General features: G+C 39.8%; 21 protein-coding genes. 10 read left to right on the forward strand and 11 right to left on the reverse strand.

What is annotated here, in order from left to right; genetic code table 11:
* Positions 1-20: 20 nt before the first annotated feature.
* Positions 21-554, reverse strand: coding sequence for a YceI family protein (locus FDK13_RS23865; protein ID WP_137342524.1), 534 nt, complete (start codon positions 552-554; stop codon positions 21-23).
* Positions 555-717: 163 nt separating this feature from the next.
* Here FDK13_RS23865 and FDK13_RS23870 point away from each other — a divergent pair, with 163 nt between their 5' ends.
* From FDK13_RS23870 to FDK13_RS23880, 3 genes are all read left to right on the forward strand, one after another.
* Positions 718-1,413 (forward strand): GNAT family N-acetyltransferase, encoded by a 696-nt coding sequence (locus tag FDK13_RS23870; protein WP_137342525.1) that lies wholly within the window; start codon positions 718-720, stop codon positions 1,411-1,413.
* A 497-nt stretch (positions 1,414-1,910) separates the two neighbouring features.
* On the forward strand, positions 1,911-2,672 hold the full coding sequence (locus FDK13_RS23875; protein WP_137342526.1) for an alpha/beta fold hydrolase: 762 nt from the start codon (positions 1,911-1,913) through the stop codon (positions 2,670-2,672).
* A 653-nt stretch (positions 2,673-3,325) separates the two neighbouring features.
* Positions 3,326-3,679 carry a hypothetical protein gene (locus tag FDK13_RS23880; RefSeq protein WP_137342527.1) on the forward strand — a complete coding sequence of 118 codons (354 nt, stop codon included), beginning with the start codon at positions 3,326-3,328 and terminating at the stop codon, positions 3,677-3,679.
* Here FDK13_RS23880 and FDK13_RS23885 read toward each other — a convergent pair.
* Both FDK13_RS23885 and FDK13_RS23890 read right to left on the reverse strand, forming a co-directional pair.
* Positions 3,665-4,765, reverse strand: coding sequence for a Fic family protein (locus FDK13_RS23885; RefSeq protein WP_137342528.1), 1,101 nt, complete (start codon positions 4,763-4,765; stop codon positions 3,665-3,667). The two genes, FDK13_RS23880 and FDK13_RS23885, sit on opposite strands and share 15 nt — an antisense overlap.
* Before the next feature lie 89 nt (positions 4,766-4,854).
* Entirely contained in the window at positions 4,855-5,319 is a 465-nt protein-coding gene (locus tag FDK13_RS23890) for an SDR family NAD(P)-dependent oxidoreductase (protein ID WP_137342529.1), read from the reverse strand.
* A 140-nt stretch (positions 5,320-5,459) separates the two neighbouring features.
* Between FDK13_RS23890 and FDK13_RS23895 the strand changes: the two genes are divergently transcribed.
* Positions 5,460-5,852: a RidA family protein gene (locus FDK13_RS23895; RefSeq protein WP_137342530.1), complete on the forward strand. Its 393-nt coding sequence runs from the start codon at positions 5,460-5,462 to the stop codon at positions 5,850-5,852.
* Between the two features lie 17 nt (positions 5,853-5,869).
* Here FDK13_RS23895 and FDK13_RS23900 read toward each other — a convergent pair whose 3' ends face one another.
* Both FDK13_RS23900 and FDK13_RS23905 read right to left on the reverse strand, forming a co-directional pair.
* A complete protein-coding gene (locus tag FDK13_RS23900) occupies positions 5,870-7,063 on the reverse strand; it encodes a glycosyltransferase family 87 protein (protein WP_137342531.1) in 1,194 nt (397 codons plus the stop codon).
* A gap of 228 nt (positions 7,064-7,291) precedes the next feature.
* Entirely contained in the window at positions 7,292-8,137 is an 846-nt protein-coding gene (locus FDK13_RS23905) for a sugar phosphate isomerase/epimerase family protein (protein ID WP_137342532.1), read from the reverse strand.
* A gap of 221 nt (positions 8,138-8,358) precedes the next feature.
* On the opposite strand from FDK13_RS23905, the gene FDK13_RS23910 reads away from it, so the two are divergent.
* Genes FDK13_RS23910 through FDK13_RS23920 form a run of 3 tightly spaced genes read left to right on the forward strand, consistent with a single transcriptional unit; the run spans position 8,359 to position 14,210 of the window.
* On the forward strand, positions 8,359-11,124 hold the full coding sequence (locus FDK13_RS23910; protein WP_137342533.1) for a M14 family metallopeptidase: 2,766 nt from the start codon (positions 8,359-8,361) through the stop codon (positions 11,122-11,124).
* 54 nt (positions 11,125-11,178) lie between these two features.
* The gene (locus FDK13_RS23915; protein ID WP_137342534.1) at positions 11,179-12,510 is read left to right on the forward strand and encodes a TldD/PmbA family protein; all 1,332 of its coding nucleotides are present in this window, start codon (positions 11,179-11,181) and stop codon (positions 12,508-12,510) included.
* Between the two features lie 56 nt (positions 12,511-12,566).
* Positions 12,567-14,210: a TldD/PmbA family protein gene (locus FDK13_RS23920; RefSeq protein ID WP_137342535.1), complete on the forward strand. Its 1,644-nt coding sequence runs from the start codon at positions 12,567-12,569 to the stop codon at positions 14,208-14,210.
* 870 nt (positions 14,211-15,080) lie between these two features.
* Here FDK13_RS23920 and FDK13_RS23925 read toward each other — a convergent pair.
* Genes FDK13_RS23925 through FDK13_RS23935 form a run of 3 tightly spaced genes read right to left on the reverse strand, consistent with a single transcriptional unit; the run spans position 15,081 to position 18,717 of the window.
* Positions 15,081-15,593 carry a molybdopterin-dependent oxidoreductase gene (locus FDK13_RS23925; protein ID WP_137342536.1) on the reverse strand — a complete coding sequence of 171 codons (513 nt, stop codon included), beginning with the start codon at positions 15,591-15,593 and terminating at the stop codon, positions 15,081-15,083.
* Position 15,594: 1 nt separating this feature from the next.
* A complete protein-coding gene (locus tag FDK13_RS23930) occupies positions 15,595-16,722 on the reverse strand; it encodes a cytochrome-c peroxidase (RefSeq protein WP_137342537.1) in 1,128 nt (375 codons plus the stop codon).
* A 9-nt stretch (positions 16,723-16,731) separates the two neighbouring features.
* Positions 16,732-18,717 (reverse strand): TonB-dependent receptor plug domain-containing protein, encoded by a 1,986-nt coding sequence (locus tag FDK13_RS23935; protein WP_137342538.1) that lies wholly within the window; start codon positions 18,715-18,717, stop codon positions 16,732-16,734.
* A 627-nt stretch (positions 18,718-19,344) separates the two neighbouring features.
* On the opposite strand from FDK13_RS23935, the gene FDK13_RS23940 reads away from it, so the two are divergent.
* Positions 19,345-19,713, forward strand: coding sequence for a BlaI/MecI/CopY family transcriptional regulator (locus tag FDK13_RS23940; protein WP_137342539.1), 369 nt, complete (start codon positions 19,345-19,347; stop codon positions 19,711-19,713).
* 13 nt (positions 19,714-19,726) lie between these two features.
* Positions 19,727-21,304 carry a M56 family metallopeptidase gene (locus FDK13_RS23945; protein WP_137342540.1) on the forward strand — a complete coding sequence of 526 codons (1,578 nt, stop codon included), beginning with the start codon at positions 19,727-19,729 and terminating at the stop codon, positions 21,302-21,304.
* 31 nt (positions 21,305-21,335) lie between these two features.
* Here the strand turns inward: FDK13_RS23945 and FDK13_RS23950 are convergent, their stop codons facing one another.
* From FDK13_RS23950 to FDK13_RS23960, 3 genes are all read right to left on the reverse strand, one after another.
* Positions 21,336-22,466: an Ig-like domain-containing domain gene (locus tag FDK13_RS23950; protein ID WP_137342541.1), complete on the reverse strand. Its 1,131-nt coding sequence runs from the start codon at positions 22,464-22,466 to the stop codon at positions 21,336-21,338.
* Positions 22,450-23,562, reverse strand: a complete 1,113-nt coding sequence (locus tag FDK13_RS23955; RefSeq protein WP_137342542.1) for a hypothetical protein — start codon at positions 23,560-23,562, stop codon at positions 22,450-22,452. Before FDK13_RS23955 ends, FDK13_RS23950 begins: the two co-directional genes overlap by 17 nt.
* A 146-nt stretch (positions 23,563-23,708) precedes the next feature.
* Complete coding sequence (locus FDK13_RS23960) at positions 23,709-24,101, reverse strand: LytR/AlgR family response regulator transcription factor (RefSeq protein ID WP_170982901.1); 393 nt, start codon at positions 24,099-24,101, stop codon at positions 23,709-23,711.
* Between the two features lie 613 nt (positions 24,102-24,714).
* Here FDK13_RS23960 and FDK13_RS23965 point away from each other — a divergent pair.
* The gene (locus FDK13_RS23965) at positions 24,715-26,379 is read left to right on the forward strand and encodes an ArnT family glycosyltransferase (RefSeq protein ID WP_137342544.1); all 1,665 of its coding nucleotides are present in this window, start codon (positions 24,715-24,717) and stop codon (positions 26,377-26,379) included.
* Positions 26,380-26,383: the final 4 nt, after the last annotated feature.

Here is a 26,383-nt window from a genome sequence, read left to right on the forward strand (position 1 = left end):
TGCTGTTTTTTTATTGATTTCTAAGCTTGTTTTGCAAGCTGAATGTTGGCAATTACTTTTATGTTTTCACCCAGCGCAAGTCCGCCTGTTTCGGTAAGAGAGTTAAAGGAAACGCCGAAATCTTTACGATTTACGGTTCCGGTAACTTCGAATCCTACCTTTACATTGCCGAATTGGTCTTTCTCAGTTCCGCCGTATTCTGCTTCAAGTTCTACTTCTTTTGTAACACCTTTCAAGGTAAGATTACCAATCAGATTGTATACATCGCCTTTCGCTTTTTTGAAAGAAGTTGATACAAAATTAATTTGTGGAAAGTTTTCAGTATCGAAGAAATCTGCTCCCTTCAAGTGCTCATCACGACCTTCCTGGCTTGTGAAAACACTGTTTACATCAATTGAAAATTCAATTTTAGAATCTTCAAACTGATCGTCCTCGGTAGTGGCCTGACCGCTGAACGATGTAAATGAACCAGTAACTGTGGAAATAACAAGATGTTTTACTTTGAACTGCACTTCCGAGTGCAGCTTATCAACAACCCATGTAGTTTGTGACATTTTTGAAAAAGTTAATGTTAATATTGTTTATTGAGTGTTATTTTAAGGCCATAAACAAGTTGTAACCTTAAAATAACACTTCAAAGGTAGGTCTATTAAATCAGTATAGTAATAGGCCTATACTTTTGTATAGTAACATAAATTCGTTTGACAATAATCTCCTATGACTTCTGATTCTTATAAAATCCTTGACAATCCTGTTTGGCACGCATTGCAGACTGTACATAAAAACTTTGCTTTTGGTGCCGATAATATAGCTCGCTACCGTCCGGAAACGCTGCAGATACTGGGATGTGAAAATCCGGAAAAAGTTGATCTGAATGCCTTGCGTCCATGGATTTCGACAGGGGAGAAATTATTTATGGTTGGCAAACTTGCAGCTCCTGCTCCTGGCTGGACTATCGGCAGGAAACTGGATTGTATTCAAATGGTTTGCGAAAACGCCGAAAAACTTATACACAAACCAATAGAAGAAATACTAACACTTACAGAAGACGACCGTGCGGAAATGCTTGAACTGATTAATGAGGTTCAACCTGGATATTTCTATAAAGACACGCCGCTTCTCGGCAGTTATTTTGGAATCAGGAAAGATAAAAAGCTCGTGGCAATGGCAGGTGAAAGGCTCAGGATGACAGGCTTTTCAGAAATCAGCGCTGTGGCTACGCATCCGTTACATACGGGAAAAGGTTATGCGAAAATGCTTGTCAGTCATGTGGCAAAAAATAATATGGAAGCAGGGATTATCCCTTTTCTTCACTTTGTCAATACTAACACAAGGGCGGGTAAAGTATACGAGCTTTTGGGTTTTAAGGGACGCCGGGTTATGCCTTTCTGGGAGCTGATCGTGGAATCGTGAAAGAAAATGATTCCATGATTTTAAAGATGATCTGCCTGTATTTTGATAAATAAAAGAATAAGAGATTGAGGGAAATCTTCTTTCTCCGCAATCTTATATTTAATTAAATGTCTCGGTATTATTTTATTGTAGAAAATAGACATGTTTGAATCTTACGACTTTCAAATAGATTAGTGCAATTTAAAGGCATGGGATTTGTAGATAGAAAAAATTTACAGAAAAGCAGCGAGCCTGAATTTTTCAAATCCTGCTTTTTTCAACACTTCATCAACAAACTATGAAACAATATCCCAGGGCCATAGATTTTAAAGGTCAGAAACAACCTTATCCGGCCCGGCAATCGGAAATGGATGATCCTCTGCCTAATCCCTGACCGGTAGCTGATGCCTGCAAAATGCTTTTGAAAGAATACGGACAAATTACCATTATTCCGCACGGAGAAATGTTTGAAATTACGAACCAGGATGCCCGGCTTAAAATAGTTTAACAAAACATATATGCACAATATCGATTTGAATTATGTCAGGAAAGGCGGTGGTAACGATATCACAATTGTTTTTCTTCATTATTTTGGAGGCTCATCAAACTCGTGGTCTGCTGTTACTGATTCACTTGCGGACGATTTTCACTGCGTTTCTATAGATCTTTGCGGATTTGGTCATTCACCCACAACTGCCTGGGAGGTTTCTGTACATGAGCACGCGCAGTATGTAACTGATCTGATAAAGGATCTTAAAATTGATCGTTATGTATTAGTCGGGCATTCTATGGGAGGGAAGATAGCGCTTTACATCGCTGCCAAAAAAACGCTGGATGTGACATCACTGATTTTGGTTGCTCCATCACCTCCAACACCAGAACCGATGACAGAAACGTACAGGCAAAAGATGCTGGAGTCCTATGGTAATAAGCTTGCAATAGAAGAATTAATAGGAAAAATTACTGCAAAACCACTACCGGAGTTTTTATTTGAAAGTGCTGTGCGCGAGCATCTGCAAATCTCTGAAATGGGCTGGGTTTCATGGCTGGAAAAAGGTTCACGTGAAGATATTTCGTCTTTTATGCCGATTGTAAACTCGAATTTATTGGTTATCAGCGGTTCAAAAGATCCGAATTTTTCAAGTAGTTATCTACGCAAAGAATTTACGAAATATTTTCCATCTGCCACCTTTAAAGAAATTAGGAATTCGGGTCATCTGATTCCGGTGGAATATCCTGCTGAGCTTGCAGATTTGATACAGGATTTTGTAAAATCTTAAATAAATCAAGTTTTGTGTAACTAGGACTATACTAAGATCCAAGATGGTGTTTTAATTGTGAGTCGAACTATGGATGAAGAATATTCCCAAATTTGATTCGTTGATGAGACCTGAATGCCCTATTAAACCAACCATCGTTTAAACCGAACAATAGTTAATTTGGATTATTTATAAAATGCGTTCTGTTGAAATTCGGATTTCTACAATAATCGTAGTAATTTTACTACAAGTCTTACTAACTAAGACTGTGAGAAATATTTAGTAAAAGAGCTTCGGATTTTCCGGAGCTTTTTCTTTGCCTTAACTTTTTGTAAATCTGATGTTTATCTTCAATTTTAAGTCGGGACTATCAATTTGTAACTGAAATAATTTTTTAAATAAATATCCTGAAAGAGATATAGGTTATTACGTATATACCATAGAGTTTAGTGCTGACTTCAGGTCGTTTTGAGAGTGCTATATTGTTACTATTAGTTACTTGAATATTTTAAAAATATTATTTTTTTATTTATAACTATTCGCAAAAAAAAATGCTCAGTATTATTTTAAGGTTATTCCGGTGATCCATTTATTGAAAAAATTATAATGTATAAGTTGTTTCTATTTAGGCATAATTTGTAACTTTAAACATTGAACCCTCAACGTAATCAATAGTGAATAAGTCAAACATTTTCGTCTACACCGAACTGTCCAAACTTGTGGCAAGTTTGAACAGTAATATCTTATTGTCAAAACAATATTTAAGATCTCAGGCTGCCTATTTCAATATTATTGTTCCCAAATATTTTTCTGATACACTCAGTCCGGAGTGGGAAAGCATTACAAACCAGATCAGGAAAATGGGTCCAGGATTTGACAAAGAAGGGAAACTTACGGCCAATGCAATTATCAATACCATTGATCAAATGACATCAGAAGAATGTATTTCGCTGGCTATGCGGGTTATTAGTCTTTATGATAAAGTCAGAATTGAATTTGAAAACCCTGATCTGTTAAATGGGAAGTGAATAACTTACATTCCTTCCGCCGCCGCCAACTTTTAAAGCTCTTATTTCAACAAGATTTTGAAGATCTCGTGTCGCCGTAGCTTTTGAGGTTTTGGTAATGCTCATGTATTTTTTTGCGGTCATTCCTCCTTGAAAACCGTCAGGTCCGGGTTCAAGCATTTTTCTTATTGCTTTTGCCTGACGCTCGTTAAAAATGTTTTTAAATTGGTCAAAAAAATTTGTTTTTTGTAAAGTGAAATTCAATAATTTTTTTGCCTCAATTTGGGCATCCAGTAGAGTTTGTGTAAAATAATGGATCCATGCAGTAATGTCTGTACTGTGTTGTGCATTTTCCAGAGCATTGTAATAAGCTTTTCTGTCAGTCTCAATTTTTCGGGACAAGCTTAGAATCACTGGGCGGCCCATGGTTTGGGATAAAGATTTTTCAGCTAAAACTCTTCCTATACGCCCATTGCCGTCTTCAAAAGGATGAATTGACTCAAAAAATAAATGTGCAATAGCCGAGCGAACAGGTGCTTTCCTGATTTCATTACTACCTCCGGGTGCAGTTTCATTAAACCATTGTATGAATCTTTTCATCTCCTGTGGAAGCTGAGCGGAGGGAGGCGCTTCAAAATGTATTTTTTCCTTCCCGACAGTTCCTGAAATAACCTGCATCGGTGAAGTCCCCTTGCGCCACTTTCCCGAATTAATTGATTGATTTTGACCTAACAGCATTATATGCCACTCAAAAAGTTTCTCCTCAGTCAGTAAATCTGCATAGGTTTTACGAACATCGATCATTAATGCACTCAATCCCAAAGCCCGTTTATCTTTCACAAATTGTGGACTGATATTGAGTCCTAAATTATTTCTGATTGAAGAAACGACATCGATGCGGCTTATAAATTCGCCTTCAATTTCGGATGTTTTGATAGCTTCGGCTACCATAATATCAAGAAGATTTTCAGTTTTCACACTTTCCGGAGAAACTTGCAGGATTCCGGCAATATTTCCTGTCTCTTCCGCAAAAGATAACAACAGATCCTCTGAATCTGAAAGGTTGTAAACGAAATCTGGCCATTGCGGCCGCTGCCAGTTGTACATTGTGAGCCGATTAATCTTTTTATTCGGCTCAAATATATAAAATAAATGAGCCGAATAAAATAATTATTCGGCTCATTTGTTTACGAAAATTAAAGAGTTGGAACCGTTCCTCCATCAATAATGTACTCGGCACCTGTTAGATACACAGTTAAGATCGTCTCCCAATCTTGCTCTTCAAGTGCCATCACGCCGCCGGTTGGCGCGGAGGAACCACCAGCACTATTGATCGGGATATCAAGGCCGTTCATCCTTTTGATCGTTTCTTCAATAACTTTGGCAGTGCCTTGTTTTATACTGATATCTGCCTGAATAATTTGCGAAGCGTTCATATTGTCAGGAATTGTTCTGGCTGTTGTCAAAATGTTTGCACCGGCTTTTGCCAGTCTTTCGAAAATGGCTCTTCCTGCACCTTTTGTACCCCCGGTTACCAATATTCTTTGTCCTGTAAATTCCTCCGGATCTATTTTAAATGCACCTACTTTCATGATTTTTCGTTTTGTTTTTACAAAAGTCAGACTATCTGCTGGCCCCGCAATAAGGGAAAAATGATTCAATGGGGATAAATTATTCCCTATACTTACTAAGCGAAAATCTGAACAATATCTGTAATAAATAACTTTTGTAGATTTGCAAGTGTCTGTTGGAAAAGGCGGGTATATACCAGATAAATTCCGATGTTTTAATCAAACTAAAAATGAATCCTTCAATAAAAATTATAAAAACGGATAAAGCTGCGCCTGCTGGCGGGCATTATGTACAGGCAACTGTTTTTCAGGGACAAATGTATATTTCCGGACAATTGCCTGTAACGGCCGCAGGAGAGCATACCTTTAATGAACCGTTTGAAATACAGGCAAGACAGGCTTTGAAAAACCTGCTGGCCATTCTTGAAGCCGCGGGCGGCGACCCGTCTCATTTGTTGAAAGTGACAGTCTATCTGGTTGGCGTAGCGCATTGGCCGGCGTTCAACCTGGTCTATGCTGAAATGCTGGGGGAGACAAAACCTGCACGTTCGGTTGTGCCGGTTCCTGAGCTGCATCATGGCTATTTGATTGAAATTGACGCAGTTGCCGTAGATCCTTCTTAGTGAGACAAAGGTGGTATTTAGAAAGAAGATGAACGCGAAATTTCTACTTCCATAGCAAAGTTTTTTATTTTGGAAGGTATAAACAGTTGAATTTGTACTATAATCCAAACTAAAAGACAAGGTAAAACGCGTACTACGAGCGGAGGTATTGTTTCATCAATGGGCCATGATGATGGAAAGAAATCCCTGTTGACCAGAATACAAAAAGCCAGAACAAAGAGTGTTAGTGGTTTCCACCAAACATTTTGACTGCTTTTGTTGGCAACGAAAAAAAGTCCTACACCAGTGATGGCAATAATGTAAGTAGGAGATTCGGATGTATGATTAAAAAGTATAACCCATAAAAAGGTATAAGCCAGCAAAAGCAGTCGTTGCTTTTTAGTTTTGTAAGTGCCTTTTATCCAGTTATATACCATGGTTATGGCAAATAGGATAAGACCTGCAAGCTGTACTTTGCTAAGATCATTTTCGGTAAAAGATGGCATCGCCAATTTCATCAGTCCCATTACCGAAGAGCCAAAATTAACCTTGTGGTCATCGATCAGGCAAGTTATCCAATTTTGATAAACCTGTAAGAAATAATCCTTTCCGGTAAAAGGTAATGGAAGAAGCGTTAAGGCGATCAGCCACAAAATGGAATAAGTAATATATTTTTTCTTTTCAGGATAAAATAGAAAAAGTATTGCGAAAACAAGACCGTAACCCTTGATGCAAAAGGCCAGCAAAGGAAAAAGAGCCGCCCGTTTTGGTTTTGATTTTTCAAGAAAAATAAAGGTCAATAAGCCTAGTGCGGCAATTACGGAATTGGTTTGCTGGCTATGCAGGTTATTTAACAGTTCAATCAGTACAAACCAGTATAAAAATATCTTTGCCTTTTCTGCAACCGGCATCATTTTGACTGCATAATAGATAAAAAGCGAACTGATAATTGTCCATAAAATCAGTGATAATGAAACCGGAATTAAGCTTAGCGGGCTAAAAAAAACTGTGAATGCAGGATGATACAAGAATATATCATAGTACTCTGAGGGATATTCCAGATATAGATTTTTGTGGTCAAGCAGATGAAAAAAGGACTGTCGGTAAATGATCAGATTGTTGAAACGCCGAGGTCCCTGATTGTAAAAAATCAAACTGATTACAATACTTAAAATCAAATAAACATAAAGAATTATTCTATCCTTTGAGAAAAAATTCAGAGCACTTTTCATTGTTAGGGATAATAGATATTTTTCAAAAGTAAGAATAACTTTTTGCCCGTAAATACCTCTTTTGACAACAGGGGCATTTTTTAATATTCAGCTAATATTTAAAAACCTTAATTATGGAAATTAGAGCCTGTAATGTCCTTATCTTCATAAAATTAAGCAGGCTGATATCGCGTCCGGATAGAAGCGGTACCAGCCTGTTTAGTTGTCTTAAAAGCAAAAACGCAATAATTACTTTAATTTCTTCACTTCTTCATTATAGTATTTAACGGTTTCAATCACTGAGGGTAAATTACTTGGTTTCGTCTCTGCATCTCTTTCAATGTAAATGTTACCCCGAAATTCCTGTTTTTTGAGTTCAGCAAATATTCCCGGAAAATCAACGACACCAGTGCCGACCCTTACATCCTGAATTTTAGGATTGTTAAATTCGGCAATATCTTTCAAGTGTATAGCAATGATATGCCCTTTTAGTTTTTTAACAGCGTCCAAAGGATCAACACCACTTTTAGGCCAGTGACCAAGATCTGCACAGGCTCCGAAATTCGGGTGGTTTTTAATGGCGGCTAACACAGAATCAGGATGCCAGTATGCACTAACACCCTTCCAGTGTTCGTGAATCGCCACTTTCATACCATAAACACCGGCCAGACTGTCGATGCTGTCCCACATTGTAACGGGTGGCTCGGCTGTAACAAATTTCACACCGAAGAGTTTTGCTATTTCAAATTCCTTCTTCCAGGAAGCCACTGTTTTGCCACCTCCAAGATAAATGGATTCAATTTTGATCCCTTTTCCGGTAACCAGTTTTTTCAATTTCGCAATGCCGGAAGGTGATAATTGAGAAATCAAACTATCCTTTAAATCCGGGCCAGACCGGTGAAAAGTCATTCCTTCAATATAATGAAGCCCGGCACTATCTACCTTGTCGAGTGCAGCCGGAAAGGATACGGTATGGAAAGTGTACATGGCAACGCCAAGTTTCCAATCGTCGGTGACTTTGGATTTTTGCTGAGCGAAAGATGTGGAAACCACAAAAATCAACAGAAAAGTAAGGAAAGCAGAACTTAATTTCATAATCAGCGATCAGGTTATAATGGTTTTTCCAAATCTAGCGATAAAAAAATTTTAATTGATAAGCTGGCTTTTTTCAACTTTCCAAAAGTGTAATCAAGTGATAACTTATAAAAATAAATATTTGGTTTATCGTCAAAAATAAAGCATTTTTAAAAATAGTATTTCAAAAATACCTTAATAATCTATTGATTTACTCCAATTACCTAACTTAACCTATTATAATGAAAATTTGCCGTTATTTTTTATTACTATTCCTGTTTTTCAATTTTGTCTCGCTCGCACAGACAGTTCCCACCCCTAAAGAACATTTTGGATTTAATATCGGAGACGACTATCATTTGGCATCCTATACGCAGTCGGAAGCCTATTATTTAAAAGTCGCGGCTGCTTCTAACCGTGTAAAAGTAGTGGAGATTGGTTTGACCGAAGAAGGCAGGCATCAATATATGCTTATCGTTTCTTCTCCCGAAAATCTTAAAAAGCTTGACCGGTATAAAGAAATATCCCAGAAACTTGCCCGTGCAGAGGGGATCACCCCGGAGGCTGCCAAACTTTTGGCAAAAGAAGGGAAACCGGTAATCTGGATTGACGGCGGACTTCATGCCACGGAAACTGTGGGAGCGCATCAGCTGATTGAAACGTATTACCAGCTTGTCAGCAGAACAGATCCTGAAACGATGGCGATTCTTGACAACGTAATTATCCTTCTTTCACAGGTAAATCCTGATGGACAGGAACTTGTATCAAACTGGTATATGAAGGATGCGGATGAGAAAAAGCGGAACATGAAAATTCCAAGACTTTATCAGAAGTATGTAGGGCACGATAACAACCGGGATTTCTACATGAACAACATGAAGGAAACCATCAATATTTCGCGTCAGCAATACATTGAATGGATGCCTCAGATTATTTATAATCACCATCAAACAGGACCTGACGGAAGTGTTTTGGCCGGCCCGCCTTACCGTGATCCTTTCAATCACGTTTTTGATCCAATGATTATCACCGGCCTGGATGCCGTTGCTGCTGCCATGATCAACAGACTGAATGTTGAAGATAAACCGGGTTATACTCGTTTATCAGGTTCAAATTATTCTACCTGGTGGAACGGCGGACTTCGGACTGCGCCTTATTTTCATAACCAGATCGGGATTTTAACAGAAATAATTGGAGGTCCTACGCCCTCGAAAATTCCATTAGTGCCCGAAAGACTGATTCCTGATAATTCCACACCCTTCCCGGTAACACCACAGGATTGGAAATTCAGACAATCCATCGATTATTCGGTATCACTTAATTATGCCGTTTTTGATTTTGCCAGAAGATCAGGCGATGAGTTGCTGTACAATATTTACAAAATGGGAAAAAATGCCATTGACCGCGGAAACACCGATCACTGGACAATGCTTCCGAAATTTTCGGCATCGGTAACTTCTACTTATGAAGCTGATAAGAAAGTAGTCAAAAAAGATACTGCGGCTGCAAAAAGAGATTCTCTGCTGGCTGCGAGAAGTGATGAATATGGCCCCGGACCCGGGGTTCCGGTTAAATTTTTTGATGCGGTATATAAAGATCCGGCATTGAGAGATCCTCGTGGTTATATCATTTCTACCAAACAACCTGATTTCCCCACGGCTGTTAAATTTCTGAATTCATTGATTAAATCCGGAATCCAGGTGCATATTGCAACTGCTGATTTCACGGTCGAAGGGAAAAGTTACCCGGCCGGTTCCTATATAGTAAAAACAAACCAGGCTTTCCGTCCGCATGTACTGGATATGTTTGAGCCTCAGGATCACCCGAATGATTTCCAATATCCGGGCGGACCTCCGTTGAAACCATATGACGTAGCAGGCTGGACGCTGGCCTACCAGATGGGCGTAAAATTCGACAGGATTTTGAATGGATTTGATGGTCCTTTTACCGCAATTCCTTACGGTGAACTACAAAAGCCCAAAGCTGATAAACTGGCGGATGCCAAAGCAGGTTACATTTTAAGCAGCCAGAATAATGACGCTTTTACTACGGTGAATAATTTACTGAAAGCAAAAGTACCGGTTTCCCGGATTAATGAAACATCGGCTTCGGCTCCCGCAGGTTCATTCTTCGTAGGTGCAAAAGGAAAAGCATTACTTGAAAAAGCAGCTTTGGATTATGGAATTAAAGTGACAGCGGCAAAGGATAGAGCAGTTAAAACCACGCCGATCGCAGCTTCCAGAATTGCACTTTTTGATCAGTACGGAGGTTCGATGCCATCAGGTTGGGTACGCTGGCTTTTAGAACAAAATAATTTTGCTTTTACCGTTATCTATCCAAAAGATATCGATTCGGTTGATCTTCATTCAAAATATGATGTAATCTTGTTTATGGGCGCTGGAATTCCTGCGGTAACGGCAAAATCTGCGGATCTGGCAAAAAGATCAAGAGACCCGAAAGCGTCTGAAATACCGGCCGAATTTCGTCCCTGGCTTGGATATCTGACAGCGGAAAAATCAATTCCTGCCTTAAAGAAATTTATGGAAGACGGTGGCTCAGTGGTGACCGTAGGAAGCAGCACCGCGCTGGCTTACCATCTGAAACTTCCGGTACATAACGCGTTGGTTGAAATGAATAAAGGTGAGGAAAAACCTCTGCCAGGCGACAAATACTACATTCCCGGAAGTATTTTGCAGGTTGCGGTTGATACGACCAATAAAGCGAACTGGGGTATGGGGGCAACTGCTGATATGGTTTTCAGCAGCAGTCCGGTTTTCAGACTGGATCCTGATGCGGCCTTAAAAGGTGTTAATCCGTTGGCCTGGGTTTCCGGAAAAAAGGCACTTCGCAGCGGCTGGGCCTGGGGGATTTCATATCTGGATGGCGGCGTGGTTTCTTTTGAAGCCAAAGTAGGAAAAGGAAAATTGTATGCTTTCGGGCCGGAGATCATTTTCAGGGCGCAGTCGCACAGTACTTTCAAGCTTTTATTCAACGAGCTTTATAAGTAATCGGGCATCTTCACTGGCTATTCTCACAGTTTTTGTCTCAAAAAGTTTAGTAAAATGGGCATATTATCACAGCAGGAAGCAAAAAAGATTATTGATAAAGTTTTGTCTTTTTCAAAGGCGGATGAAATGAGTGTAAGCCTGAGCGGGGAAAATGTCGGAAACATTCGTTACGCCAGAAATGCCGTTAGCACGAGCGGTGATTCCAGAAATGTTTCACTGGCCGTTACAGCGGTTTTCGGTAAAAGAACCGGTACAGCGACTATCAATGAATTTGACGAAGAATCGATTAAGAAAACGGTAGCACGAGCGGAAGAACTTGCCAAACTCGCACCCGAAAATCCGGAATATGTGAGTATGCTAGGTCCGCAGAACTATCCGGAAACCAAATCATACGCAGATAGTACAGCCAATATTGATCCGGATAAAAGAGCGCAAATTGCCCTCGACAGCATTGATCTTTGTAGGAAAAAATCAGTCGTAGCGGCGGGTTATCTGGAAGATTCTGCCGGATTTAAAGCGATTGGAAATAGCAAAGGACTTTTTGGTTATTACAAAACGACCTCGGTAGATTATTCGATTACAGTTCGCACGGAAGATGCAAAAGGTTCTGGTTATGTGGTTCGTGATTTTAACGACGTTTCAAAACTGAATAGCGCTTCGCTTACCCAAACAGCGCTTCAAAAAGCGATGGCTTCCACGGCGGCGCAAGCGATTGAACCGGGAAGATATACCGTAATTCTGGAACCTACCGCGGCCGCTGAATTAATGCGCAACATGATGTCGAACATGGATGCCAGAAGCGCTGATGAGGGAAGAAGTTTTTTGTCAAAAAAAGGAGGAGGAAACCGTTTGGGGGAGAAGTTGTTTGATGAAAGAATAACAATCTATTCTGACCCGATGAATGCCGATATTCCAGGTTCTCCTTTTGTAATCGGGGATAATACTGTTGATGGAAGGGCGCAGGAAAAGGTTGTCTGGATTGAAAAGGGAGTTGTCAAAAATATGTTTTATTCGCGTTTTTGGGCTGAGAAAAAAGGGGTTAAAGCCATTGCCGCTCCGTCAGGATTTATTTTTGAGGGGGGAACCGAATCGATTGCTGATTTGATAAAAAGTACGCAAAAAGGAATTCTGGTAACACGTTTCTGGTATATCCGGGATGTGGATCGACAGACGCTTCTTTATACAGGACTAACCCGTGATGGTACTTTTTATATTGAAGATGGAAAGATCAAATTTCCGGTTAAAAATTTCCGCTTCAATGAAAGTCCGATAGTGATGCTCAATAATATTGAGGCGATGGGAAAACCGATGCGTTCAGGCGGTAACATGATCCCGCCTATGAAAATCCGCGATTTCACATTTACAAGCTTGTCTGATGCTGTCTGATTGATAATCAAAAAGATCATCAATCTAATTTTTCAACCTCAAATTAAAACATTGTTTTGAATAGAAGAGATTTTATCCAACAAGCCAGTATAGCGGCCGGCGCTTTTATAATTCCGGTACTAACGCCTGGCGGAAGATCGGTGGCAAGTGAAGCATTACTGGAACCCGGACTTGATGTAATCGTCAAAAAAAGACTGGCCGATGCCGGACTGAATACCGCAACTGCCAAGGGCGCATCTTACGCCGATATCAGAATTGGGAGATATCTTAATCAGTTTGTTATAACCCGGGAAGATAAGGTTCAAAGTATTGTCAATACGGAATCTTATGGAGTTGGCGTGCGGGTGATCGTTAACGGATGCTGGGGATTTGCTTCTTTGGGAGAAGCAAAAACGGAGACGGATGTTGCCAAAACGGCTGAAATCGCAGTAGCGATTGCCAAAGCGAATTCCAAACTTTTGGCAGAACCTGTTCAGCTTGCGGCGCAAAAGGGTTTTGGTGAGGTTAGCTACAAAACGCCGATCATTAAAAATCTTTTTGAAGTTCCAATCAAGGAAAAGGTGGATTTGTTGATGGCTGTAAATGCTGCGGCTCAGAAAAACGGTGCAGATTATGTGAATTCACAGCTGTTTATGGTGAACGAACAGAAATATTTCGCTTCCACGGATGGTTCTTATATTGATCAGGATATTCACAGGCTTTGGCCGACGTTTACCGTAACCGGAATTGATAAAGCCAGCGGACAATTCCAGACCAGAAACTCGCTTGGGACGGCCAAGGCGATGGGTTATGAATATCTTGAAAGTAAACCAGCTGACAGAATTACTGGAAGAAAAACGACTTTATTTAACAGTCGTTATGACATGATCGATGACGCGACTTTGGCGGCTGTTCAGGTGAAGGAAAAAATAAAAGCGAAATCCGTTGAGCCGGGAAAATATGATCTGGTGCTGGACCCAACGCATCTTCGGTTGACCATTCATGAGTCTGTTGGACACGCCACTGAGCTTGACAGGGTTTTAGGTTATGAGGCCAATTTCGCCGGGACTTCCTTTGCGACGATGGACAAATGGAAATCCAAAAACTTTAATTACGGAAGCAAGATCGTAAACTTTTTTGCGGACAAAATTCAACCAGGTTCCATGGGCGCGGTAGGTTGGGATGACGAGGGTGTGAAAAGTAAAAAGTGGGATTTGATAAAAGATGGAATTTTGGTGAATTATCAGGCTACGCGTGATCAGGTGCATATGATCGGAGAGACGGAATCGCATGGGTGTTCGTATGCCGATAGCTGGAATTCGGTTCAATTTCAAAGAATGCCAAATGTTTCATTGGCTCCTAAAAAGGAAAAACTTTCGTATGAAGAAATGATAAAAGATGTCAAAAAAGGAATTTATATTGTCGGTTATGGTTCTTTTTCCATAGATCAGCAGCGGTATAATTTTCAGTTTGGCGGGCAGCTTTTCTATGAAATCAAAAACGGAGAAATTGTCGGTATGTTGAAAGATGTGGCCTATCAATCCAATACCCAGGAGTTCTGGAATAGCTGTGTAAAAATATGTGACGACAGCGATTTTCGCGTGGAAGGATCTTTCTTTGATGGAAAAGGTCAGCCTTCGCAAAGCAGCTGTGTTTCTCATGGAAGTTCTACTTCACGCTTTGACGGTGCCAATGTGATTAATACGGCGAGAAAGGTTTAGTTCGGGCAATGGCTAAAGCCTTGGAGGTCCTTAGTTCCTGGCCCACCCAGGGTTGAAACCCTGGGTTAATTTTTAGACCAGATCACGGGTCACAGGGTTTCACTATCAGGTCTCAGAGCTATCCAGGATCAATCAAACTCCTGATCTCAAATTCCCTAACCCAGGGTTTCAACCCTGGGTGTTAGATCCACCCAAATGCTTCCGGATTTAGCCAGCTTCCTGATCTCAAATTCCCTAACCCAGGGTTTCAACCCTGGGTGTTAGATCCACCCGGATACTTCCGGCTTTAGCCAGCTTCCTGATCTCAAATTCCCTAACCCAGGGTTTCAACCCTGGGTGTTAGATTCACCCAAATGCTTCCGGCTTTAGCCAGCTTCCTGATCTCAAATTCCCTAACCCAGGGTTTCAACCCTGGGTGTTAGATCCACCCAAATGCTTCCGGCTTTAGCCAGCTTCCTGATCTCAAATTCCCTAACCCAGGGTTTCAACCCTGGGTGTTAGATCCACCCGGATGCTTCCGGCTTTAGCCAGCTTCCTGATCTCAAATTCCCTAACCCAGGGTTTCAACCCTGGGTGTTAGATTCACCCAAATGCTTCCGGCTTTAGCCAGCTTCCTGATCTCAAATTCCCTAACCCAAGGTTTCAACCCTGGGTGTTAGATCCACCCAAATGCTTCCGGCTTTAGCCAGCTTCCTGATCTCAAATTCCCTAACCCAGGGTTTCAACCCTGGGTGTTAGATCCACCCGGATACTTCCGGCTTTAGCCAGCTTCCTGATCTCAAATTCCCTAACCCAGGGTTTCAACCCTGGGTGTTAGATCCACCCGAATGCTTCCGGCTTTAGCCAAAGTTCATATCTATAATTGACAATTCAATCTTTTGCAAAAACAATCTTAATCGACCGTACCTCTCTGATCCAGCGAGCCTGTTTTTTGTCATTTGGTGTAATAATACGGAATGGACCTTCTCCATTTGGCAGCGGTTGCCCATCTTTTTCTGTAGCCAGTATGATAACCTGATCTGTAAATTCAGGATCAATTTCCGGAAGCGAATAAATCACTTCGTATCCATCCGCTGCTTTAATCAACGCATATTTTGCAAGATTTTCGCCTCTTAATTTGCTGCCGGTAGTAACACCTGCTTTTTCAAATACTTCAATCAATGCAACACCTTTAAATTCATGTTCTTTTCCGTCACGGTCTTTCACTTTGTGGCTGATCTGTTTGAATCCTGAAAGATCCTGAACGGTAAGATTAAGCGGCGTGGTCACTTCACCGGAAACAGAAACTGTATTTGCGTTTTGAGAAAATACAGAAACCGAAATGCAAAAAAAATAGATTGCCAGTAGCCTGGATACGAAGTCTGGAAATTTAATCTGGGACATATTATTGAGATTTTAAGATTAGATGAGGATTTGAAAATTCCGGATTGGTGATGAACGCTGAATCCGTCAGCATAGCAAGAAATGAGTTGATATCGCTTTTTTCACTAGTTGTCAAAAGCAATGTTTTTCCTCCTTTTTGATTTGAAACATCGATCAAAAAACTGCTTAATGTTGGACTTTGCCGGATGTGTTCATTGTAATGATCAAGAACCTGCTCAATTGTGGAAAAACGTCCATCATGCATATACGGAGCTGTCAGCATAATGTTTCTAAGCGTTGGCACCCGGAACCTGCCTTTGTCGGAAGCCTGGCCCGTAAATTGTTCTCTTCCTATATCGGCGGCTACACTATCCAGGCCGTTATTATGAAAAAGCTCTTTAAAACTTTTAGGGCCACCGTGACAATGCTCACAGTTGGCACCGCGAATATTTTTTTCAGGAACTGGCGAATTCTGGAAAAGTGCCATACCTCTTTGCTCTTCCAAAGTTGGTTTGTACGTACCTGCCAGATATTTGTCATATTTAGAATTCGCAGAAATCAGTATCCGCTCAAATTGTGATAATGCTTTGAGAACGTGATCTTCCGTTATAATATCGCCCCCAAAAGCAGCCTTGAAAAGTGGTGGATATAAACTTGTTTTTCGAAGTTTGGAAACGGTTTCAGGAAGTGTTTGCCCCATTTCATGTTGATTTGTCAAGGGGAAAACAGCCTGGGTTTCAAGACTTGGAGAGCGTCCGTCCCAGAAAAAATTCCTGACCCATAAAAGATTCGCAAGTGACATAGAACTTCTGGCGGTCGGTGAATTATTTACGCCGACGCTCAGCGCGTTACCATCGGTAAAGGCCAGTTTTTGCAGGTGACAATTTTCACAGGAAATCTTGTTTCCGGCCGACAATTTCTTTTCATAAAAAAGTAATCTGCCCAGATACACACCTTCTTTTGTAGTCGGATTATTTTCAGGAATCACAAAACGTCCGCCGAAATTGGAAGGGTATTTTAAAATATAGGGTTGAGGTTTCCTATCAGGAAAAATCCGGATCAGGCTGCAAAACAGAAAAAACGAAGCAATCAGGCTGATAACAAACCAGCCTGATTTTGTACGTGACGATATTTCTTGTTTTAATTTCAAGTTATAATATCAAAAATGATTAAAAACAAGATTGACAAAGAAATTACGTCCCGCTTCCGGGAAGCCTTCTACAAGCGTATAATTTCTATCAAATATATTATTTAAACCAGCTTCGGCAGACAGGAATTTATAAAGTTTTACAGATGCCTTCGCGTTGACAAGCGTATAAGCTTTTGCCGAAGTTCCATAACTTGTGCTGTAACGTCCGCTGTTATGTTCTGCACTCGCCATAATGTTAGCACGTTTCAGGAATGAATAATCGGCGTAAGCGAAGATTTTATGTTCCGGAACATTGGTGAAAAGGATCGTCGGATTCGTGATATTTTTTCTTTTGATATACGAATAATTTGAACCCAGTTTCAAACCGCTGATAACCTGATAATCAAACCCGGCCTCTGCTCCATGGAACTTTGCTTTTCCAGCATTTTGCAGCTGAAATTTCCCTGGCTGCACATTATCAACCTGCTGGATAATGTCATTGATATCACTTTTGAAAACGCTGGCCTGGAAAGTAAGTTTATCAGCAATTTTTGCGGAATAGCTCAAATCATAGTTCACAGCCACCTCGGCCGAAAGTTCCGGATTTGGAATTGCCAGTCCCATCCGGTAAGAATAGCGGTCTTTTATTGTGGCAAAACGTGTTTTCCTTGCAACCGAACCTCGAAGCGAGTGATTGGTAGTTATGTCCCAAAACAAGCCAACCTGTGCATTGACTGCATTGTTTTTGCTGTTATCAAAATTGGAAAGTTCCTTGGTTGTTGCGTTATATTCCTGTGCTTTTTCACTTTTTCGGGCATTAAAACTGATACCCGGAACAACGGATAATGAAGGTATAATCTGATACGTGTTTTCTATTCCAAGAGAAATTGTATTGTCAATATAAGCCTGCACAGGTTCACCCAAATCATGTTCACGGTGTACATCGCGTTTGTATTGTGCATTGAATTTGAAAATATTATTCGAAATAGCTTTCGACTCAAATTCCGCATTTCCGCCAAGCGTGTAGTCATTGTAAAAACTCTGGAAGGCATAACCTTTGGTTTGTTTGGTGTACGTGGTATCGTCGTAGCTATAAAGCGAGTTGATAAACGTATCATAATACAACCTAGTTTTGACCTTATTTTTTTCACCAACAGCAGTGTTGGAAATAAAATAAAGGCTTTGTTTGTTCCATTTGGGCCATTTCCAGAATCTTGTGACAATTTTTGAATCGTCACCCACATATGGCGGAGTTCCTTTTTCTCCTTTTTGGTTGACATATCCGATCACATATTCGTCGGTGGCATTTGGTGTGAAACCAACTTTGGCACTTAATTTCAAATCGTCGCGGTAAGAATTTTCCCTTTCGTCCGTTTGCTGGTATTTTCTTGGTTTGTAATCTTTTGAAAGGGGATAAGAATCCTGTTTTAATTGAGACGCGCCAAGCTGGTAGTAAAACTTACCCATTCTGGATCCTGCATTTACATTCCAGCGGTAGCCATTTCCACTGTAAATCCCGGCTCTTCCGTTAATTTCAAACTTGCTGACAGGCTTGCGGGAAACCAGATTTATTGCACCACCCATCGTGTTGGCTCCGTAAAGAATTGAGGTGAAACCTTTGGATACATTTATTTCTGCAAGGTCAAAAGTTGTAAATCTGCCCATATCTACATAGCCATCGTAAGGCACATAAACCGGCACACCGTCAATAAAAACCGGAACCTGACGAAGATCAAAACCACGAACATAAACCACCGATTCATTTCTCGGGCCGACATTGGCGATAGTCACACCGGGAAGGATATTCAGGGCATTTGAAATGTCATTTCTGTTGAATTTTTCGATTTTCTGGTAAGTGAGCGTGCTGCTGCCATCTTTATTACCAGTTCCGGATACTGTTACTTCTCCCAATTGAAAAGTACGATCTGTTGGCGTAGATTGTTCAGGTTGCTTGGACTGCGCGTAAGTGGTGGAATAAAGAGCGGTGAGACTGAGTAGTAATAGAATTTTTTTCATTATTTTGTCGATATGTACATGCAGATATATCGACAAATATAAAAAGAGACTTTTATACTAACCGTTTTTTTAAATAATAATGCTCTTTTATGCTGCTTTTTGATTCTCCATGCCAGCTTTTCCTGTAAGTTGAAACATGTGAAAAGTGCAAAATTTTCGACTCGGATAAGTGATTTATGTAACTGATCCCTGAAAAATAAAACATTTTGTAAATGGTTGATTATCTGCTGTTAATGATTTTTATAGAGAGAAATTGGTTAAGTACATTACCGTTAACTAAGTTGTTCATTGCCGGTTAATAAATAATTTATACACTTGCATTATAGAATCCTCCTTTATCAATCGTAAGTGCAAATGCCAGTCGTAAAAAGCTGGCATTTTGTTTTAAAATTATCCTTTCGCGGTCATCATCCGTCGGACTGTTGAAATTTTCATGCTTTTTATGAGTAACTCGCGATTTGTGTACAAGTACGAACTCTTAAATTCTGACACCAAAATTCAGCTAATTGATTTTTCTCCACTGATATATTAAGGTTTTTAAAAAAATAACTATTTAATTAGTTGTTGTAACTAATTAAATAGTAGTATATTTGACATATCTATTTCAGACTTGTTTAAGTGCAAAAAATGAAAACACTAACCCGGGCGGAAGAAGAAGTGATGCGGATATTATGGCAATTGAAAAAAGCATTTGTCAAAGATATCATTGCCGAAATGCGTGATCCCGCGCCAGCTTATAATACGATTTCTACTGTCATCAGAATTTTGGAGAAAAAGGAAGTCGTGGGTTATAAAGTGTATGGAAACACGCATCAGTATTTTCCTCTGATCTCAGAAGAGGAATATAAACGGCAGGAAATGAAACAAATGATGGCGAGCTATTTTGACAATTCACTGCCCAATATGGTTTCCTTTCTGGTGAAGGATAACGACCTTGATGTCAGTGATCTGGATGAACTGGTGAAATTGATAAAAGATCATAAAAACAAGAAATAAACCCGATACTGTAATGGAAAACCTGATTTATTTGGCGAAAGTGAATTTGTACTGGACCATTTCATACACTTGTTTCTGGCTGCTCTTTCGTAAACATACTTTTTTTGCCCTCAACAGATATTATCTTCTTGGGACTTTGTTTATATCATTATTTCTTCCCCTTATTACGATTTCGAAAACAGCGGCGGTAAAAATCCCTGACGTCGTATATAGTATATCGGTTGATCCGGTTGTGCAGACAGAAAACCAGATTTCCAACCAAAATATAAACTGGACGCCAATCATTTTCCTGGTTTATATAATCGGCATTACTATAATGTCATTCAATCTTTTTAAAGGATTTTACAATCTCTTTTCCTTAATCAGAAAAGGAGAGGCGATTAAATTTGAAAATCACACCTTAATATTGTTGCCTGAAAACGTTGCTGAAAAGGGCAAAATTGGCTCTTTTTCATTTTTCAAGTGGCTGGTTATCAGTTATGATGATTATGGAAATTGCTTAGAAAATGTACTCAGGCATGAAATGGTGCACATTAGCCAGAGACATAGTGTTGATATCCTGATTGTTGAATTTCTGAAAACTATATGCTGGTTTAATCCGGTATTGTGGCTTTATAAAATTTCAATGCAGCAAATTCATGAATTTCTGGCTGATGCATCAGCGCCGGACCGGGAAGATTACGCAACTTTCCTTATTTCATATTCTTTTAATGCCCCCGTCCAGTCTTTGTCCAACCCGTTTTTCAATTCTTCTTTACTAAAAAGCCGAATTAAAATGATCTTTCAAAATCGTTCACCGCGTTGGTTATTAAGTAAATACATGATGATTTTACCTGTTCTTGGCTTGGTTGTTATTCTTACAGCAGCCAGAGAACAATTAACCAAAATTTCAGATTTTGGAACAAAAATGATTGAAAATAGCAGTTCTCAATATGTTGGAAATTCAACTGAAAATCAGGAACAATCCAATCTGTCTTTGACTGCTAAAATTGATAAAAAGGCAAAACCAATAAAGAATGATTCCGTGCCTGGAAAACTTGTTTTAGATAGAAATGCCTATTTTCAAAATAGCTTTCGATGGACTGAAAATTATTTCTATTCTCAAATAAAATATCCGATTGAAGCACTGGTTGCCAATATTCAAGGTCAGGTTAGAGTTTCTTTTACCGTAGATGAAAATGGAGATATCCGTGATGCTAAAATAGTTGAAGGGCTGGGTTATGGTATTGATGAAGAGGCTTTGCGTGTGATTCAAAACATGCCGAAATGGCATTCTGCTATTAAAAATGGTAAACCAATAGCTGTAAGAATTACAATGGGAATTGATTTTTATCCGGCTCTTGCCGGAGGTAGAAGAAAATCGGATATTGAAATAAGGAAGGAATATTATAATGTAGCACCCAAGGTGGCAGCACTTGATATTCCATTCCAGACTATTTCTGAAATTGGCAAATTTTTTAATAAATCACTAGATTTTTCAGATGCCAATCCACCGACAGCGAAATTGTTCAGGTACGGATATACAATGTCCGGATGGGCGTTCCTCCCGCCCATACAAATTACAAATGACTCGGTGGAAGTAAAACGTTGATGTAAGAAATCAAAAGTAAACGGTTTACTATTCAGTCCTTAACCTGAAATGAAATTTCAGCAAAATCTCCCAATTTTTTCTTGTTTTCCTTTTTAGTAATATCCTTGTCAAATGGCCGGTTTAGATTATTTCCTGCCAGATCTTCGAGTTTGGTTTCGATACGAAGTATATAATTTGCCGAAATCCAGTTTTGATCGGGAGAAAAAAGACAAACCTTTTCTTCGTCCAAAATTTGCCATTTGCCTGAAATAGTTTCGCCTTTTTGATTTTTTACAGTCAAGGTTTCCTGTAAAAGACTGTGGTCCAAAGGTTCGTGGAAATCAATTTTTAAAGCATTAGAAGTTCTTTTTTCTGGTAATGATATCTTCCAGAGATCAGGATCGGGGGAAAGGCTATCTCGAATGATCGTGGTAAATGTTTTGGTAAATGACCTGGAAAGTGAATTTCCGGATGCGTCCGTCCAGTCTTTAGAAATAACAATTTGATAAGAACCATTTTTTTTCAGCGGTGCTCCCAGAAGTTTATTAGGAATTAAATCACGTTTGATTCTTCCCGGATCGAGCCATAGCGTTAAAATAGTTCTGTCTGGATTCCAAAGCTCGGGTTGAAGATCAAGAAAAGCGCCTTTTATTGTATCTGAATTATTTTTCAGCAAAGTCACATATCTGGCCGATTGGCCCTCACGCATGGGATGGGAAAAATGGAGATAAACTTTCAGAAGATTTTCTGGCAAAGTATCTGCTGATGGAAAAATGCCAAGCAGAGCAGGGGCGCGGGAGGAGTGGTTTTTTGGAATCTCAAAAGTATCAATTTGTTTTCCTTTAACCAGAATTTCATAAGAAAGTCCGTGTGTAAATGGTATTAAAGGAGTAAACAAAACCGTTTGATTTACAATTGAATAATCTCCCAAAATCGCGACGGATTTATTTTTGGACAGTAAACGAACTTCGGCGAATGCGAAAACAGAATCAGGAGGAATTCCTTCTGTATATTTTAATGGAAAGGAAATGCCAACGGCTTTTTGATCTTTCCGGATTACAAAAGTTTTGTTAACTGATTTTTTAGTATCGCACGATTGGAGTAGTACAATAAAAAAGATCAGGCCATGCAGCTCGCATGACCTGATCAGCAAAAAGAAAGGTTTCTTACAAAAATCTTTCACTGGAAGTCCATAAGTCTAAGCTTCCGTTGGATCTGCGTTGCAAAAGGATCATGCGCGTATCATCCAGTTTATCCAGCTGCACCACATTCGTTACCGGTAAAGACACAAAATCAACACCTGCTGTTGCGAAGTTTTCTTCCACCGGCGTGGTTAGCGATCCCTGATAAGCTTCAATGCTTTTATATTTCACCTTGAAAACCGGACGGGCGGAATTTGCCATCATCAAAAAAGATTCGCTGCCTTTTTTCATCGTAACCATATCCACAGGAGAATTTCCGCTACCCATTTCCGCAACCGTTCTGCCTTTTACATGACTTCCGGCTTTCAGTTCATCCAACGGAAATAATACCAACGGCGTGCAGGTATAACTTGCTACCAGATATTTTTTACCGTTGATATCCGCCGTAGTAAAAGTCCGGATAGGAGCAAGGGTTTCGTACTTTCCATGCGCTGCGTGGTATATTTCAAGCATAGCCTGATCCTGTTTGTCTGTAAAAGGAAAAGGGATACTTCTAAAAGTGGAGCTGAATTCCTGGCCGGATAAACCGCTAACCAAAACCTTCCCATCCGCAAAACCGATATCCGAAATGGCAGAAACACGCATTGATGTTCCTCTTTTATCTTTGGCCCCCTCAGAAGGTACATTGTTAAGCGCCAGACTGGAAAACGGAATATTCTTTGTACTGACAGGTACTATTTTGTCACCTTCAATTTTGAACAAAACAGGTGTTCCATCGCCCGACTGAACGGCGCAGTAAACGCTTTTTGATACCGGATTAACAGCAATATCCTGAATTGTAATATTTTCCGGAGTCGTACCCAGCAATGCAGCAATTTTCTGGTCAATATTTTTGATTTCAACCGTGGTGACCTGGTCATTAGCCACAGCATCTTTGGTATCAACAGCAAATATCACCGCACTTTTGGAGTCGCCGATAAATAAAATCCCCTCAGGCCCGAAAGCGAGTGAGTTAATCGATTTTATTTCGGGAGTTCCCACATTAAGCCCGTATTTTCCACGAGTCAGACGGCTTGTACCCGCCAATAACGTAAGTCCGGCGCAGACCACAGCCAGAAGGAAATACATTTTTTTCATATCCGTATAAGTTTGATGAACAGGATTGTAATCACGGGAGTAAGTTAGTGAAAATCAGTGTGGTTTTGCCTGATTATCAAAAGAGAAATACCCGTTCATTTTACTCAATTCGGTATTGGCAGAAGCAAGGTATGCCGGGTTTGAAGTCAGCCAACATTCAGATATTCGCCAGCCAGCGTTTCCTGGATTTCCAGGATTCTTCTCCGGGCAATAGGTAGCTGTTTGCCACCGTTTAAAACAACCCTATCCGGATTAATACGCGCCAAAAGGTGCATTGGATTGATCATATAAGATTTATGAATACGAAGAAAACCGGCATTTAGAATTTGTTGAATAGCCTTCATTGTTTTTGAAATAAGGTAGCGCTTGCCTTGTGTGGTATATACGTAGGTATAGTTTCCGTCTCCTTGGAGGTAAACGATTTCCCGAAATTCCAGTAAAAGTATTTTACAGCCCAGGTGGACATTGATAACATTACCTGTTTTTTTTCTCTTGGAAATCGTCAGGTTTTCAAAGGGTTGGTTTAATAATGCTTTCATCGCGTTGTAAAGATTAAGACCCATTTTCAGGAGCCGGGTTGATAAAAATTTCTGATCTGAATAGTGTTTGAAAAATGAATTATGACTGGTAATGAGCTGACTTTTACTGCATCCTTTCGGATGGTAATAGCTTAGTCGGGATTTTATTGGGGAGGGGTAACAAGAATCAGGTCTTTTCTTAAAACTTTTTTAAAAAGTCCGGGAGGGTAGGATCAGTTTTCTAATCTGACTTTAATAAATGTTCTTAAAATCAAATATAATAATTTTATAGTGCTATATGTCAGTGTTTTATCGAATAGCTCATTATTTCCTTTGACTTTTGTTCTGCGGAAATATTTTCTCAATAAATCTGTCATTTAAAGTTATTTCCTTAGAAAAACGGTACTCTCGATCTCTGTCCAATTGTAACTGGCGTGGTATGCATTTTTGTCTGATGGATGAGTCAATTGAGAATTTCTCACCAGCACTTTCCAATTTTTTATTGAGTGCACTGCATAAATCTGGCGGTATGCTGCGTACCTGCTAATGTTATCATTTTGTAATCAATGATTCTACCCGAAATTTTACTCCGTTTAAACGGTTAACATTGAATAGAAATACGAAGACTCAGCTTATGAAAACTACCGAACTTTCTTTGCAGCGTTATTTTCCATGGTTGCTTTTGGTTGGGATATTATTGAACATGCCAGGCCTGTGGCTGGACGTGATGGAACCCGACGGAGCGTTATACGCCACAATTGCCAAACACATTGTGCTTCATAACGACTGGATCAATTTGTTTGGAGACGGGCACGACTGGCTTGACAAGCCGCATTTTCCTTTCTGGATGGCTGCTATCAGTTATAAAGTGCTTGGTATTAATGGCTTTGCCTATAAGTTTCCGGCATTTGTTTTCTGGCTTTTGAGCCTTTTTTATACTTATGTCACAGCGCGGGATTTGTTTAATGCCACAGTCGCCAAAATATCATTATTGCTTTACACAGTGGCTCTGCATAGTACGCTGGCCAATTTTGATGTGCGGGCAGAACCCTATTTAACAGCCTGTACCATTGCTGCAATCTGGCATATGCTTAATATTTATAAAGGGAAACACTGGCTCAATATCGTTGCAGCGGCATTTTTTATCGCCTGTGCTGTGATGACAAAAGGAATTTTTATACTAATAACCATAGGTTCCGGATGGTTTATTTTCCTGATAATTACACATCAGTCGAAACAGTTTTTGAATTACCGCTGGTGGGTTATACTTGCGCTTTCTTTTATTTTCATCATTCCCGAATTATATAGCTTATACATCCAGTTCGACCTGCATCCCGAGAAAATAGTTTTTGGAAGAACGAATGTTTCCGGCCTTCGTTTCTTTTTCTGGGATAGTCAGTTCGGGCGTTTTTTTAATACGGGCCCGATTAAAGGAAGGGGAGATCTTAGTTTCTTTTTGCATACCACTTTGTGGGCATTCCTGCCGTGGTCGGCCGGATTGGTTGGAGGTCTTGTTTATTTATTTCGCTACGAAAAGGATAATAATTCCTCACGCTGGATCATTTATGGCAGCACGCTGGTTACATTTGTGCTGTTTTCTTTATCAAAATTTCAGTTGCCGCATTACATCGTTATTGAATTTCCTTACTTCGCTATCATCACCGCCTATTTTTTATATCAAAAAGCAAACGATCCGATACTTGGCTGGTTTGCTGCTATCCAAAACGGGCTTTTGTATATTTTGTGCGGTTTGATTTTGTATCTTTTTTATATTACCAATATTCAAAATGCCTGGATCGGGGCAGTTTTAGCAGTTTCGATAGTCATAATTTCTGCATTTTTCAGAGACAAGATCGTGCTTCGAAAAATACTTTTCAGAGGATATGCCACGGCTTTGATGTTGTATATTTTTCTGTTTGTATTTTTCTATCCTTTTTTGCTTCAATATCAGTCAGGAGCAAGTGCTGCAAAAATGATTTCACAAAAAGATGGAGATATTCCCGTAGCTTCTTATCAGTCCTTTTCTTACGCTTTTGAGTTTTATTCGCCAGGCGGCGTTAATCTTATCAAAAACACGGATCAGTTGGATGATTTTATAGACAATAATCCCTGTTATTTGTACACATCTGCCGCTGTTGGTGATAGTTTGATGAGATCCGGAATTGATGCGGAAATTGTTTCCGCATCACAGAATTTTCATATTACAAAACTCAAACTGGGATTTCTTGACTATAAAAAAAGGGGAAAAGCTCTTGAAAAAAGATACCTGTTGTATATAAACGATTCGGATCCGGACTGACAAC

Origin of the sequence: Dyadobacter frigoris, assembly GCF_005280585.1 — a bacterium.
In the GTDB taxonomy this organism is placed as follows: Bacteria; Bacteroidota; Bacteroidia; order Cytophagales; family Spirosomataceae; genus Dyadobacter; species Dyadobacter frigoris.